The 14,441-nt window shown below is 66.9% G+C and carries 15 protein-coding genes; 8 read left to right on the top strand and 7 right to left on the bottom strand.

The genetic code is table 11. The features are described 5' to 3' along the window. Positions 1 to 9: 9 nt before the first annotated feature. Entirely contained in the window at positions 10 to 594 is a 585-nt protein-coding gene (locus tag F5544_RS38860; protein WP_167477768.1) for a TetR/AcrR family transcriptional regulator, read from the bottom strand. Between the two features lie 18 nt (positions 595 to 612). Next, positions 613 to 1,479 (bottom strand): oxygenase MpaB family protein, encoded by an 867-nt coding sequence (locus F5544_RS38855; RefSeq protein ID WP_167477767.1) that lies wholly within the window; start codon positions 1,477 to 1,479, stop codon positions 613 to 615. A 97-nt stretch (positions 1,480 to 1,576) separates the two neighbouring features. On the opposite strand from F5544_RS38855, the gene F5544_RS46840 reads away from it, so the two are divergent. From F5544_RS46840 to F5544_RS38845, 3 genes are read left to right on the top strand one after another with little or no spacing between them, the layout of a single operon-like run. After that, the gene (locus F5544_RS46840; RefSeq protein ID WP_238846888.1) at positions 1,577 to 1,777 is read left to right on the top strand and encodes a hypothetical protein; all 201 of its coding nucleotides are present in this window, start codon (positions 1,577 to 1,579) and stop codon (positions 1,775 to 1,777) included. Beyond that, positions 1,750 to 2,847, top strand: a complete 1,098-nt coding sequence (locus tag F5544_RS38850) for an NADH:flavin oxidoreductase (protein ID WP_238846887.1) — start codon at positions 1,750 to 1,752, stop codon at positions 2,845 to 2,847. Before F5544_RS46840 ends, F5544_RS38850 begins: the two co-directional genes overlap by 28 nt. Next, complete coding sequence (locus tag F5544_RS38845) at positions 2,844 to 4,361, top strand: flavin-containing monooxygenase (RefSeq protein WP_167477766.1); 1,518 nt, start codon at positions 2,844 to 2,846, stop codon at positions 4,359 to 4,361. The genes F5544_RS38850 and F5544_RS38845 overlap by 4 nt, the downstream gene beginning before the upstream one ends. Positions 4,362 to 4,503: 142 nt before the next feature. Here the strand turns inward: F5544_RS38845 and F5544_RS38840 are convergent, their stop codons facing one another. Then, positions 4,504 to 5,109 (bottom strand): TetR/AcrR family transcriptional regulator, encoded by a 606-nt coding sequence (locus F5544_RS38840; RefSeq protein WP_167477765.1) that lies wholly within the window; start codon positions 5,107 to 5,109, stop codon positions 4,504 to 4,506. A gap of 68 nt (positions 5,110 to 5,177) precedes the next feature. Between F5544_RS38840 and F5544_RS38835 the strand changes: the two genes are divergently transcribed. The 5 genes from F5544_RS38835 to F5544_RS38820 all read left to right on the top strand — a co-directional run bounded on the left by F5544_RS38835 (position 5,178) and on the right by F5544_RS38820 (position 9,662). After that, entirely contained in the window at positions 5,178 to 6,068 is an 891-nt protein-coding gene (locus F5544_RS38835) for a metal-dependent hydrolase (protein ID WP_167477764.1), read from the top strand. Between the two features lie 67 nt (positions 6,069 to 6,135). Continuing rightward, positions 6,136 to 7,221, top strand: a complete 1,086-nt coding sequence (locus F5544_RS38830; RefSeq protein WP_167477763.1) for a PDR/VanB family oxidoreductase — start codon at positions 6,136 to 6,138, stop codon at positions 7,219 to 7,221. A gap of 20 nt (positions 7,222 to 7,241) precedes the next feature. Further along, entirely contained in the window at positions 7,242 to 7,931 is a 690-nt protein-coding gene (locus F5544_RS38825) for an SDR family NAD(P)-dependent oxidoreductase (protein WP_238846886.1), read from the top strand. Beyond that, positions 7,928 to 8,098, top strand: a complete 171-nt coding sequence (locus F5544_RS46835; RefSeq protein ID WP_238846885.1) for a hypothetical protein — start codon at positions 7,928 to 7,930, stop codon at positions 8,096 to 8,098. The genes F5544_RS38825 and F5544_RS46835 overlap by 4 nt, the downstream gene beginning before the upstream one ends. A gap of 34 nt (positions 8,099 to 8,132) precedes the next feature. Continuing rightward, the gene (locus F5544_RS38820) at positions 8,133 to 9,662 is read left to right on the top strand and encodes a flavin-containing monooxygenase (protein ID WP_203217444.1); all 1,530 of its coding nucleotides are present in this window, start codon (positions 8,133 to 8,135) and stop codon (positions 9,660 to 9,662) included. Positions 9,663 to 9,735: 73 nt separating this feature from the next. Here F5544_RS38820 and F5544_RS38815 read toward each other — a convergent pair whose 3' ends face one another. The 4 genes from F5544_RS38815 to F5544_RS38800 all read right to left on the bottom strand — a co-directional run bounded on the left by F5544_RS38815 (position 9,736) and on the right by F5544_RS38800 (position 14,397). After that, positions 9,736 to 10,518, bottom strand: coding sequence for a MerR family transcriptional regulator (locus F5544_RS38815; RefSeq protein ID WP_167477762.1), 783 nt, complete (start codon positions 10,516 to 10,518; stop codon positions 9,736 to 9,738). Between the two features lie 85 nt (positions 10,519 to 10,603). After that, positions 10,604 to 12,121: a serine hydrolase domain-containing protein gene (locus tag F5544_RS45885; protein ID WP_238846884.1), complete on the bottom strand. Its 1,518-nt coding sequence runs from the start codon at positions 12,119 to 12,121 to the stop codon at positions 10,604 to 10,606. Positions 12,122 to 12,254: 133 nt separating this feature from the next. Further along, positions 12,255 to 13,196, bottom strand: a complete 942-nt coding sequence (locus F5544_RS38805) for a sigma-70 family RNA polymerase sigma factor (RefSeq protein ID WP_167477761.1) — start codon at positions 13,194 to 13,196, stop codon at positions 12,255 to 12,257. 10 nt (positions 13,197 to 13,206) lie between these two features. Further along, complete coding sequence (locus F5544_RS38800) at positions 13,207 to 14,397, bottom strand: NAD(P)/FAD-dependent oxidoreductase (RefSeq protein ID WP_167477760.1); 1,191 nt, start codon at positions 14,395 to 14,397, stop codon at positions 13,207 to 13,209. Positions 14,398 to 14,441 lie beyond the last annotated feature (44 nt).

Here is a 14,441-nt window from a genome sequence, read left to right as displayed (position 1 = left end):
GCATCCGACTCAGATCAGGGCGAGTAGGTAGCGGCGGGCGAAGGCGCGGATCTCGTCGTCGGTGCGCAGGGGGGCGTGGCTGGCGGGGGTGAGGATCAGGGATAGGCCGATGCGGGTGGCCAGTTCGGCCGCGATGTCGACGTCGGGGTCGTCGGGGCGGGCGGCGCGGTACTGCTCGGCGAAGAATTCGGTGACGGTGGTGAGGACCGGGCCGCCCTGGGTGGTGAGCAACGGCAGCACGGTGTCGGCGTCGGTGACGAGCAGGCGGGATACCAGCGGGTCGGAGCGAAGACCTTTGAGCGACAGGGTGAATCCCTCGACCAGGCGATCCTCGAAATCCGTGAGATCGGTGACGGCGGCCAGGATGGTTTCGAAGAAGCGGCGGGACCAGGTGATCATGGCCGCGGTCACCAGATCGTCCTTGGTGGGGAACCGGCGGTGGACGGTGGCCCGATGCAGGCCGGCCCGCTTGGCTACGTCGGCGATGCTGACGCGGCGAATGCCGAATTCGGTGAATTCGGCGAGTGCGGTGTCGATGATCTGCTCGGCGGTGGCGTCGTGCTCATCGGTGGTCGACAGCAGGTCGGCCAGCATCGGAGGACTCCTTCGGTATCAGTGCCCGGCCAGACCCGCTCGTTCCCGTAGGACGGCCTGCTTGGCGTACCAGGCGCGCGGGGTGATCCGGACTCGCTCGGGGAGTCGCGGCCAGACGCTGCGCACGGTGGCGGCCAGTGCGGCGAATCGGGCGCGATCGACCCGGTTGAATCGTAGCCCGGCGCGTTCGCGGCAGACCGCGGGAACGGCCGCCGCCGCGAGCAGGCGGGCATGCGAGCCGACCAGCGGGGCGAGTAGGCGCCAGACCAGGGGCGATATTCCGGCGGGCCGGTACCGGACGGGGTGGCGGTAGAGGTCGAGCAGATAATCGGTGACCGCGGTGTTCTCCATGCCCTCGGCGATCAGCCGCTCGAAGTACGCCTCGAACTCCGGCCAGGTCCGCGGCATCATGCGGTCGCTGACGCCGTAGTTGTGGAACCAGATCTTCGAATCCTCGTAGTAGGCGGCCTTTTCGGAGTCGGTGAGTGGGTGATCGAACAGCTCGAGGGTGGTCAACACGGTGTAGGTGAAGATGGCGTGCGAGGCGTAGTAGAGCTCGGGGCTCAGGGCGTGATACCGCTCGCCGTTCTGATCGGTGCCCTTGATGTCGACGTGGTACTTCCGAATGCGTTCGGCCATGTGCGGATCGAAGACGCCCTCCTGGATCTGCGGCACCGAGCGGAACAGCCGCGCCCACGGTTCGACGAACACGGTGGTGGAGTGCTGTTCCACGCCCGCCGAAACGCCCGGAAGCATGTTCAACATCAGACTGGTGGCGGGGGTCATGAGGTAGACGCGCCAATCTCCCGCGGCTTTCCACAGGGGTGACTCGGGTCCGAGACGGATCGGTTCGGGGGCGGATAACGACAACGCTGTCTCGGCCATCGATAACTCCTCGCTTGTGCGACAATGCGACAGAACGCTAGATTAGTCGCACAGTTGCTGAATGTCGAGTGCGCGACCTATCCGGAAGGGATCGACGATGACCTCTGCCCCCATCGAGACCGAGGACACCGCCGTGGCGGCGCTGGCGCGGCCGTTCGAGCTGCCCTGCGGGGTCACCCTGGTCAATCGGCTGACCAAACCGGCCATGAGTGAGAACCTGGCGAGTCCGTCGCACGATCCGTCGCCGGGATTGATCCGGCTCTACCGCAAGTGGGCCCATTCGGGGCGGCGCTGCTGATCAGCGGCAACATCATGATCGATCGGACCGCGCTGGGGGAGGCCCGCAATGTCGTCATCGACGATCGCACCGATCGCCGGGCACTGGCCGAGTGGACCCGCGCGGCCCGAATGGGAGGTGCGCACCTGTGGGCACAGCTGAACCATCCGGGTCGGCAGGTGCCACGGCTGCTCGGCTGGAATTCGGTCGCGCCGTCGGCGGTACCGGTGCCCGGTCAACGTGCGCTGTTCGCGACTCCGCGCGCGCTGACCGAATCCGAAATCATCGCGCTCGTCGAGCGTTTCGCCGCGGCCGCGCGCAGCGCGGTGGACAACGGTTTCACCGGCATCGAAATCCATTCCGCGCACGGGTATTTGATCAGCCAGTTCCTCTCGCCGCTGACGAATCTGCGCACCGACGGCTGGGGTGGCACACCGCAGCGCCGCCGCCGATTCCTGCTCGAGGTGGTGCGGGCGGTGCGGGCGGAGATCGGGGCCGCGGTCCCGCTGGCGGTCAAGCTGAACTCGGCGGACTTCCAGCGCGGCGGATTCGGCGAGGAGGAATCGCTCGAGGTGGTGGCGGCGCTCGGTGCGGAGGGCATCGACCTGCTCGAAATCTCCGGCGGCACTTATGAATCCGCCGCGATGATGGGTGTCGGTGAGCCACGCAAGGCCAGTACCCGGGCGCGCGAGGCGTACTTCCTGGACTACGCCGAACGGGTGCGGGCCACCACCGCGCTGCCGCTGCTGTTGACCGGCGGTTTCCGGACCGCGGCGGGCATGGCCGAGGCGGTCGCCTCCGGAGCGGTCGATCTCGTGGGTATGGCTCGTCCGCTGGTGCTGGATCCGGAGTTCCCGGCCCGCGTACTTGCCGACTCCGCGACCGTCAGCACCGTGCGCCCCCGTCGGCTCGGTATCGACAGCGTGGACGGCATGACCGAACTCGCCTGGTACGCACAGCAAATGGCGCGGATCGCGGTCAATAAACGGCCCGATCCCGAGCGGCATCCGCTGACCACGCTCACCACCTACCTCCTCGGGACCGCCGCGGACGCGGCGCGCGGCCCGCTGCGCTGGGCGGCTGGGCGATGAGCGCGCCGCGTGACGTCGGGCCGTCCGTGCTGATCGTCGGTGCCGGATTCGGGGGCCTGGCCATGGCCGCGGAGCTGGCGCGGCACGGTCTGCGCAACTTCGTGGTGCTCGAGAAATCCGCCGCGGCGGGCGGGGTGTGGTGCGACAACACTTATCCCGGAGCCGGATGCGATATTCCGTCGCCATACTACTCGTACTCGTTCGCGCCGAATACCGAATGGCCGCGCCGGTTTTCGCTGCAACCCGATATCCAGCGCTATATCGACGGGGTCATCGATGCCTACGATCTTCGCCCGCATCTGCGGTTCGGCATCGAGGTGACCGCCGCCGCCTTCGACGCGGAAACCGCCACCTGGCATATCGAAACCGATTCCGGCGAGAGCTTCGAGGCGGATGTCTTCGTGCCCGCCACCGGTGTGCTCTCGCGGCCGGTGCTGCCGGGCATCCAGGGACGGGAATCCTTCGAGGGCAAGGCATTTCATTCCGCGCGGTGGGATCACGACTACGACTTGACCGGTAAGCGGGTCGCCGTGATCGGCACCGGGGCCAGTGCCGTCCAATTCATTCCGCGGATTCAGCCGCAGGTCGCGCGGCTCACCGTGTTCCAGCGGTCCGCGCCGCACATCATCCCCAAACCCGACACCGAGTACGGCCGACTGCATCAGCGCGCCTTCCGTGTGCTACCGCTGCTGCTCTCGGTCGAGCGCGCCGGATTCTGGGGAGTCGGCGAGCTCATGACCGCCGCGATCCTCGGCAACCGGCCCATAGCGGCCGCGCTGCAATGGCTTTCGGAGTATCACCTGCGCCGCCAGGTACCGGATCCGGCATTGCGTGCGACGTTGACGCCGGACCATCCGATCGGCTGTAAGCGAATCCTGTTCGCCAACAACTACTATCCGGCACTGGCCCAACCGAACGTCGAGGTCACCACCGAGCGAATCTCCGAGATCACACCGCGCGGCGTACGCACCGTCGACGGCGTCCATCATGAGGTGGACGCGATCATCTACGGCACCGGATTCGCGGCACAGGAACCGCTGGCGCCCATGCGGATTCGCGGCCTCGATGCGCTGGATCTGCACGAGCGGTGGAGCGGGGGCGCGCGGGCCTATCACGGCATCGCGGTACCCGGATTCCCCAACATGTTCCTCGTCTACGGGCCCAATACCAGCCTGGGCGCGGGATCTATCGTCTTCATGCACGAACGGCAGGCTCGGTATATCCGGCAGCTCATCGAACACCTTGCCGCCCACCGCGATTCAGCACTCGAGGTGCGAGCCGACGTGGAGCGGCGCTACGACGACGAAATCCAGCGCCGACTGCAACACACCGCGTGGACGGGCTGCGCCAGCTGGTACCGCAATGCCAACGGCCGCGTCACGGCCAACTGGCCCGGCACCGTCACCGAATATCACCGGCGCACCCGCAAGGTCGATTTCGCCGACTTCCACCACGTCCCGGCCGGTCCAGCTGCCCTGCCCGAATCATCCGCCGTGGTAACGGAAATCCGATAACCGACGCGACATCTCGGTCGCTGGATCCGAAAACCACCTGAGCCGTTCTATCCGCTAGACCTCGGGCACCAGCGGCATTGACCCGCCGAATCCGGCCGATGCACCGTTCACCCGAAGACTCGTGGGGATCGCGGCCGCCGCATCAGGGCTGGGTGGCGGGTAAGGATGCGTTCAGGAGGGGCGTGATGTGGCGGTGGGCGAAGCGGGTGAGTTGGGCTTCGGTGTGCAGGTCGGTGACGGCTTTGGGGGTGAGTATCAGGGAATGGATTGTGCGCGCGATGATTTCGACGCGCTCGGTGAGCAGGTCGGTGTCGGCGAGATGGTCGGGTAGGTCGGGGCCGAGGATCATGACGGCGGCGTGGATGGCCCAGGTCAATGGTTCGGCGGCGTCGATGGTGATGCGCGGCAGGGTGGTGTCGGGTTCGAGTCGCAGCATGCGGTTGTAGAGGGGGTGGTCCCGTAGGGCGAGGACCAGTCCGGTGAAGGTGGCCGCGATGCGGTCTTCGAGAGTGCCGGTGGCGTTCGCGCGTTCGGCCACTGCCGCGATGATCCGTTGGGATTCGCGCAGGACCACGGCGCGGACCACATCGTCTTTGGAACCCATGCGTCGGTAGACGGTGACCCGTTTGATGCCGGCCCGGCGGGCGATGTCGTCGATGGTGCTCCTGCGGATGCCGACGTCCTCGAAGACGGCCAGGGCGGCGTCGAGGATGTCGTCGGTAAGCGGATCGACGGAGGCGGCTGGCATGTCGTCAGACTACCGTGTCAGAACAAAGATACATTGCGCTTCAATTTGTATCTTTGTATTCTCGACTCATGACGAGGAACTCCGCAACGGCGCGGCCTTATACCGAGGAAGCGCATGTGATCGCCGCACGCGACGTCGAATTCGACTGGCGCGACGTGCCTTTGCACTACATCCCGGGTGAACCGTTCGCCTCGCACCTGTGGAATGTGATGCATCTGATCGTCCCGCTGGGCGAGCAGATGATGGCCGGCTGCGTGGCCGAGGCGCTGCCCTACATCACCGATGAGCGCCTGCGGGAGGAGGCGATCGGTTTCATCGGGCAAGAGGCGATGCACGCCAACTCGCACGGCGGCTATCACGAGCGGCTGGCCGAGCAGGGCATCGACATCGACTCGATCGTGCGACACGTCGAGCACATGCTGCGCGTGATCTTCGGCGATCACGGGCTGACCGGTCGCGCCAAGCAGGAGTGGCTCAAGGAGCGACTGGCGTTCTTCGCCGGGATGGAGCACTTCACCGCGATCGTCGGGCAGTGGTTCCTCGACGCCGACGCGCTCGAAACCGCGGGCATGCATCCGATGATGTTGGATCTGTTGCGCTGGCACGGCGCCGAGGAAGTCGAGCACCGCAACGTGTTGTTCGATATCTTCCAGCACCTCGACGGCGGTTACCTCCGACGTGCCCGCACCGTCGCCATCGGGAGCATCGGCCTGCTGAGCACCACTTTCATCGTCGTCGACCGGCTCTACCGTCAGGACCCCGACTACCGGTGGTGGAAGCCATGGCCGATCGAGGCCGTTCGCGCGATGCGGCGCGGCCTGATACCCAATATCGGATTCTTCTTCACCGAGATCCCGCCCTATCTTGCGCCGAGATTCCACCCGTCGTCGATGGGCAGCCTCGACAAAGCCCTGCAATATCTGGCGACCTCACCGGCTGCCCGCGCGGCCCAGCACTGACCGGAAAGGTCCGCACGATGAAATCAACTCCCTCGGGGCCGACGGGCGCGTCGCCGGGAGGCGTGCGATGAAGGAATTGGTGCACGGGGACACGCCCATTCCGGACCCGGGACACCTGCATCCGGGGATGCGCCTGATGCTCGGCCTGGCCGGCGGCTACAAGCGGCTGGTGGCGGTAAACCCGCTGACGTCCCGGATCTCGCTCGCGAATCCGGTGCGGCGCACCGGATTCGACCTGAATCTCGTCATCGAGTCGGTGACCGCGGCGGCCGAGGATGTGGTCGGCCTGACGCTGGTCGCGCCGGATGGGCGCGCCTTGCCACGCTGGATTCCAGGGGCGCACCTGGATGTGTTCCTGCCATCGGGCAGGCAGCGGCAGTATTCGCTGTGCGGCGACCCGGAGGACCGATTCCGGTATCGAATCGCGGTGCGGCGCATAGTCGATGGCGGAGGCGGATCGCTCGAAGTACACGAGACCCTGCGGGCCGGGGAGCCCGTGCACATTCGCGGACCCCGCAACGCCTTCAGGATGGTGGCGGCGCGGCGGTACTACTTCGTGGCGGGTGGCATCGGCATCACCCCGATCCTGCCCATGGTTCACACCGCGCACCGGCACGGAATCCCTTGGCGGCTGGTGTATTTGGGCCGTAGCCGCGAGTCGATGCCGTTCCGCGAGGAGCTGGCCGGATACACCTCGGGTCGAGTGGACATCCGCACCGACGACGAATTCGGCGTGCCCGATGTTCCCGCCCTGTTCGCCGATATGCCCCGGAACGAGGCCGCCTACGTGTGCGGTCCGCCCCCGATTCTGGACGGCGCACGACGCACCCTCACCGCGCGGGGCGCCGGATACGAGCTGCACACCGAACGCTTCTCGCCGCCACCGGTACTCGGCGGCAGCCCGTTTCAGGTCGAATTGCGCCGCAGCGCAATCACTGTCGAGGTCGGAGCCCAGCAATCGGTGCTGGCCGCGGTGAAACAGGCGGTGCCCGGCGTGCCCTATTCGTGCCAGCAAGGCTTCTGCGGCAGCTGCCGGACCACCGTGCTTGACGGGACGGTCGAGCGGCACGGCGGTGACAAGGCATTCGCCGGGGCCGACTCGATGCTCATCTGCGTATCCCGCTGCACCGACCGCCTGGTCCTCGATCTCTGAGCGAGCAAAGGAGCCCGCCCATGTTCCCGTTTCCGACCCGTCGTGGTTTCGACGTGCGTGACAAGGTCGTCGTCGTCACCGGCGCCGCGAGCGGTATCGGCGCGGCGCTGGCCGCCGAATTGCATTCCCGGGGCGCGAAACTCGTCCTGATCGACGTCGTCGCCGAACCGATCACCCTGGCCGCCAAGGCTTTCGGGTCCACCGCACTGGCTCTGGCCGCCGATATTCGTGACCGGACCGCCACGGCGCTGGCGATCGACGCCGCGGTCGATCGGTTCGGTCGCATCGACGTGGTGGTGGCCAATGCCGGGGTCGCCCCGGCGCCGACCACCGTGCGCACCGTCGATCCCGCCGAATTCGACCGGGTGCTCGACATCAACCTGGTGGGCGCGTTCAACACCGTGCGGCCCGCGCTCGAGCAGATCGCCGCCACCAGAGGGCATGTCGTGATCGTCGCCTCGGCCGCCGCGTTCGCGCCCGCCGCCGGACTGTCCCCCTACATGATCAGCAAGGCCGGGGTGGAACAACTCGGGCGCGCACTGCGCATCGAACTGGCCGCGGTCGGCGCCAGCGCCGGACTCGCCTACTTCGGCTTCGTTCGGACGCCACTGGCCCGGCCGATCGACGAGGACCCCTCGGCCGCAAACTGGACTCGTTCCTGCCCTGGCCGTTCAACCAGCGCATCAGCGCCGAGCAGGCCGCCACCGTGATCGCCGACGGCATCACCCGCCGCGCCGCCGCCACCTTCGCCCCGGCGGGCTGGCGGGAGTACTCACTGCTGCGCGGCACGATGAACCTCGTCATCGACCGCATCGCCACCGGCTCACCGCTGATGCACTCGATGATCCGCGAGATCGAACGCCGCGCCGCGGCCTGAATCGGCCACCTGCGGTCACGGAAGGTGAAAGACTATGTCCGACAAGGATTTGTATCTCCTACCCGAGCACGAGGTGATCATTGTCGGCGCCGGGTTCGGCGGTATGGCCGCCGCCATCGCGCTGACCCGGGCGGGTATCGACGACTTCGTCATGCTCGAACGCGAATCCGAGGTCGGTGGCGTATGGCGGGACAACACCTATCCCGGTGTGGCCGTTGATATCCCGTCTTTCAGCTACAGCTACGGCTTCGAACCGAACGCGTGGTCACGCGCCTTCGCGCCCGGAGCGGAACTGTTCAGCTACGCCAAGCGGTGTGCCGCGAAATACGGTCTGCGGCCCCGCATCCGGTTCGACAGCGAGGTCTCCGTCGCGCGTTTCGACGAAGACGATCACCTGTGGCGGGTGGAACTCTCCGACGGCAGCATGGTGACCGGACGGTACCTGTTCGCCTGTCATGGCACCTTTTCCACGCCGACCAAACCGGCCATTCCGGGTCTGGCGGATTTCGCCGGACGGGTGAACTACACGATGCGCTGGGACCATTCGCACGACCTGACCGGTGAGCGGGTGGCCGTGATCGGCACCGGAGCCTCCGCGCTGCAGGTGATTCCGGAGATCGCCCCGAAGGTGGCCGCGCTGAAGGTGTTTCAGCGCACGCCGATCTGGGTGCTGCCGAAGCCGAATCCACGGCTGGACGGCATAACCCGGCTCGCCCTGGACAAACTGCCGTTGGCGCGGCGGTCCGCGCGCCTGGCGACCGACCTCTTCGCCGAACTGTTCGTGACGTTCGGCGCGGTCCACTACGCGGAGCTACCCTTCATCGTCGGCGGCACCGAGACAATGGCGCGCAACTTCCTGAATTCTCAGGTGAAGGATCCGGTCCTACGGGAAAAGCTCACGCCCACATACGGATTCGGCTGCAAGCGGCCGTCGTTCTCCAACACCTATTACCGGACCTACCTGCGCGACAACGTCGAACTGGTCACCGACGGCATCGAGCGGATCACCCCGAACGGCGTCCGAACCATCGACGGACTGGAGCGGGAGATCGACACGCTGGTCCTGGCAACAGGTTTCAAAGTCTTCGACGTGCCCTACGACCTGTACGGGTCCGCCGGAGAAACGCTCAACGAGCGCTGGGACCGCGACCGCAGACAATCCTACGAGGGCACCACGGTGCACGGGTTCCCGAATATGTTCCTCACCCCCGGCCCCTACGGCGTCACCGGCTCGTCACTGTTCGCCACCTTCGACATCTGCGTCAAGCACGCCATGCGGGTGATCCGGGCCGCGCACCGTCGTGGCGCCACCCGCGTCGAGGTCACCGCCGAGGCGCAGGACCGCTTCATGGAATTCGTGCACTCCCGCGAAGGCAAGACCATGTTCCACAACCGGACCTGCGCCGGATCCAACACCTACTACATCGATCAGCACGGGGACGCACCGTATCTGCGACCCACCGCGGGTGTGCACGCGATGTGGGCCCAGAAAACCTTCGGCCTCAACGACTATCGATTCGACGGGCATGGTTGCGATTCGGTCGCCGTGGGCGTCGGACGGTGATGATGTCGACCGCATAGGTCGGGACGGCGGCCAGTGTTCGTGCGGCTGACCATCACCAGATCCAAATGTCCACCTAGAAGCCCGGTTTGGGGATCCGGACGCCTGCGGCACGGAGTTTGGTGTTGAATGCCTCGGCCGCTCGCGTGGTGGCCGAGGCGGGCTCCTCACCGTGGCGGGCGATCATCGTGTATCGGGTCGCGGTGTCGGTGCGGGCTTGCAGTGCGGTCACGACCTTCAGGTGTTCGGGATTGGCCAGGTAGTGTTCGGCCATGTCGGTGGCGAGCTCGGCGATACGGGGGTCGTCCTCCTTCCAGGTCGCGGCTTCGGCGGCGCGCTTGATCAACGCGACGTAGCGAGGGTCGTCGAGAGCGTGCCCGAGATGGTCGAGGTAATCGTCGAAACCTTCCGGGACAAGGGCTTTGGCCAACACCCAGCCCTCCCGGGCGGTCGCCACCTCGGATGCGGGGAAGCCGAGGTCGGCCATCCGCTCCAGTAGCGCCACCGCCCGGTCGCCCAACAGCGCCCGGTCCCCGTCGGCGAGCCGACGCAGGGTGTCGCGCCGGGCGATCAACTCGTCGATCCGTTCGGTGAGTTGCCGTTCGACGTCGGCGAGCGCCGCGGCGAACTGCGCGGCGTCGGTGTCGAGCAGGGGCTCGATTTCGGCCAACGGCACCCCGGCCGCGGCCAATGTCCGGACCCGCACCAGCCGCAGCAGTTCGTCCGATCCGTAGCGTCGGTAGCCGGAGCTGTCGCGGTCGGGCTCGGCGACCAGACCGAGCTTGTGATAGTGCCGCACCGTCTTCACCGTGACGCCGACGAACGCCGCCGCCTGCCCGATCGTGACTCCATTCCGCATAGGCTCAGCCTGCCTTGTATCGAAGAAGTGGGTATGCGAGGCCGCCCGCCGATCGGAGTCGGCGGGCGAAGCATCGATTCGCGTGCTACCGAGCCGGATCGGCTTGCCCGGTACCGAACACCTCGGCGAGGAGCCTCTGCTGGGCGTTCTGGAAGGGCACCGCCGCAGCCATTGCGGAGTCGTCCACGCAGGTCAAAGCAGCGGTCATCGTCTTAGTGCCGTCGGGTGTCGCATACATCAACGTCGCATAGCCCGCATGGCCGCCGTTGTGGGTGATGACGATGCCGCCGTCGGGACCCAGGTCCCGGATGAACACGCCCAGGCCGTAATCCATGGTCGGGATACCCGTCGGGTGCGGGGTGCACATCTCGTCCAGTAGCTCGGCCGACAGGAGTTTTCCGCTCAGCAGCGCGGAAATGAAGGTGGCCAGGTCCTCGGTGGTCGAGATCATGTCACCGCCGCCGGGATTCCAGGACGGGTCGTGGCGGGTGATGTCGACCGTCTTCTGCTCGCCGGCTGCCTCGTACCGGTAGTAGGCGTGGGCGTGCGGCTCGGGGATCTCCGGACCGTCTGGCACCACGGTGCCCGACAGTCCGAGTGGCTCCACGATCAGCCGCCGCATCTCCTCGGCGAACGAACGGCCCGTTACCTTCTCGATCAGCAGTCGGGCCAGCGCGTAATTGGTGTTGGAATAGCTCCAGCCCGTCCCCGGCTCGAAACGCAGCGGCTTGGACAACGCCAACTCCACCAGTTCCTGCGGCCGGTAGGTGTGGAAACGGTCGTCCACCCACTGCTCGCCCCAGGGGGTGCCGGGTGCGGGAATCCCCGCCACGATCGTCCCGTTCTCGTAGAGCTCGCCGGTGAAATTGAAGATTCCGCTGGTGTGCCGCAACAGCATTCGTACCGTGATCCGCTCGTCCAGCTCGAATTCGGGCAGATAGTCCACCGCCGGAGTGTCCAGTCCGATTCTGCCCTCGCCCACCAACCCCAGCACCAGTGCGGCGGTGAATGTCTTGGTGTTGCTTGCGATCCGGACGTGCCCATCGATCGGCGGCTTCGCGGTCCCGCCCAACTCGGCCGCCCCGGCGCTGCCGACCCACTCGCCGCGCTCGTCGCGCACTCGTAGCGACACCCCGACGAAACCGGAGTCGACGATCTCCTCGATCGCCTTGCGCAGCTCCGGGCGATCCGCGGTATTCGTTAGGGCGGTGCCGGCGTCGAGTGCCGCGGTGATCTTGCGGGCCATCTCGGCTCCGGTGGAGGCCCGGTCCGGATGAGCCTGGGCGGCTTCGGTGGCGAAAAGAATGGTGCTGCGGAAGTTGTCCGCCTCTGCCGGAGCTTGTTCGCCGAGCAGCTTCATGGCCGCCGCCAGAGCGGGCAATACCCTGTCGGCGAGTTCGGCCACGGTCTTACCCGTCAGCTCGATGTCCTTGGTCCGCGCGGCGAGCACGTGCCCGACCAGCCCGGTCGCCGATGTCAGGGCGAGGACGGCATTCGCGGCGGTCTTCTGGGGCGCGCCGGTGGCGGCGGCCATCAGGGACACAGCGCCGTAGGCGGCGGTCCGCAGGATGCTCTTGTCCTGGTTGGAAAGGGTGATCGACATTGTGGAATGCTCCTCGAATCCGTGATGTCCGGCTCGGCGTCGTGCCGCTGCGCCGAGCGTCCACCCTGACCTCAGGTCAACCTCAACCGTGATCTGACTCACAGGCGATCCCGCGGACCTGGCGAGAACCTTGTCACCACGCAGCGATCAGCGGTGCGGCATGCTCTTGTCGCTGCCACCGCTCGGTGAGGCGACCGAGTCGGTGCGGGGTGGCGATGCCGCGCACGCCTGCGATCTTGTGGTCACGGATCTCCAGGATCGTGACGCCCAGGACCCGGCCGTCGAGGGTGGCGAGCATAGCCGGGCAGTTGTTGACGACGGCGGCATGGATCGAAGGGGAGCCGCCGGCGAGTCTGCGCTTGGCCGGGGACGGTTTGAAGCCGGCGCGCACCGCGCGGGCGATCTGCTCGGGTGACGAGTATCGAATCAGCGTGGCGGCCAACACGACTCCGGAGCCGTCGGAGGTTCCTGTCGCGTCGTCGGTCAGCAGAGCTATCAAGGGTTCGGTGCGACCCGAGGCGGCGGCGTCGGCGAAGGCCTCGACGATTCGGCGCGCCGCGGCCTCGTCGGTGTCGGTTCCCTTGCCGGCGGCGGTGATTCGATGCCGGGCTCGGTGGGCATGCTGCTGGCTCGCGGACTCGGTGATGCCGAGAATCTCGGCTATCTCGGCATGGCGATACGAAAAGGCTTCGCGCAGTACGTAAACGGCGCGTTCGACCGGCGACAGACGCTCCATCAGCATCAGCACCGCCAGGGTCACCGATTCACGCTGCTCGACGGTGTCGGCCGGACCCAACATCGGGTCGCCGTGCAGGAGCGGTTCGGGCATCCACGCGCCGACCGCGCTTTCGCGCCGCGCCTGTGCCGAACGCAGCCGGTCCAGCGCCAGATTGGTGACGATCCTGGTCAGCCAAGCCTCTGGCGCGTCGAGGTACTGCTGGTCGGCGGCCTGCCACCGCAGGAACGCGTCCTGCACCGTGTCTTCGGCGTCGGCGGCCGAGCCGAGCAGCCGATAGGCGAGGGAGGCCAGCCGATCGCGGCTGGCCTCGAAACGTGCCACGGTGGCGGTGTCCATCGGCACGAATCTATCGGGCGACCAGCTCGGGCGAGTGCTCTCGGGCGGCGGCCGAGTGGTATTTGTGACTCGGTTTTCCCATGGTCGGGTGGCTGATCGCCCAGCCGCTGGTCGCCACGATCGCCGATTTGATCCAGGCCGCCGACCGGCCGCACAGGGCCCCGGGTTTCGCGCGCGCGTCGTCGTCGACCAATTGGAAGATCGCGTCCTTGCGGCCGAGGCTGATGTGGTTGCCGATATAGGTGAGCGCGGTCGCCTTGATCTTGCGCCCGGTCCGGTCGCCGATGATCGCGGCCGTCGCCTGCGCGCTGGTGTATCCCGCTGAAGCACAGGACATCGGCAATGGATGACCGTTCTCGCCGATAATGAAGGCGCTGTCACCGGCGACGTAGACCTCCGGATGCGAGACCGACCGCATCTGCCGGTCCACCCTGATCTGACCGTTGGGCATCACCTCGAATCCGCTGGCGGCGGCGATGGGATGGACGGTGAACCCGGCGGCCCACACGGTCGCATCCGAGGCGAACGCGGTGCCGTCGGCGGCGATCGCCCCCTGCTTCTCGACGCGCGCGATGGTTGTGTGCTCGTGGACCGTGATATCGAATCGGTCGAAGGCGCGCAGCAGGTGACGTCGGGCCTTCGGACCGAGCCAGCCGCCCAGTTCGCCGCTGGTGGCGAGGCTGACCTCGAGTCCAGGACGGGCTTCGGCGATTTCGATGGCGGTCTCGATCGCGGTCAGGTTACCGCCGACCACCAGCATCATCCCGCCCTCGCCCAGCTCATCGAGGCGTGCGCGAAGGCGCAGTGCCGCGGGTCGCTGCGCTACATGGAAGGCGTGCTCGGCGACGCCCGCAACACCGTGATCCGCGGCAGTGCTACCGAGCGCGTACAGGAGGGTGTCGTATTCGATCCGGTCGATGCCATTGCCATCGTCGATGGTGACGGTTTTGTGCGCGGCGTCGACGCTGGTTATCCGCGCCAACCGCAGCCGGATTCCGGTGCCCGCGAACACTTCCGCCAACGGCCGATGGCGCAGATCGTGCCCGGCGGCGAGCTGATGCAGGCGCAGCCGCTCGACGAAATCGGGTTCGGCGTTGATGACGGTGATCTCGAAGTCGTCCGAATGCAGTTGGCGGGCCAGGTATCCGGCGGAGAAGGCTCCGGCGTATCCGGCCCCGAGGACGACGATGCGGTGCGGCATGGTTCGCTCCTGTCTGGTTCGCGTGCTTCCTGAACGAGACAGCC

The organism is Nocardia arthritidis (assembly GCF_011801145.1).
GTDB classification, from domain to species: Bacteria; Actinomycetota; Actinomycetes; order Mycobacteriales; family Mycobacteriaceae; genus Nocardia; species Nocardia arthritidis_A.
Note: the sequence above shows the minus strand (reverse complement) of the source record. Positions and strands in the feature narration are given on the sequence as shown.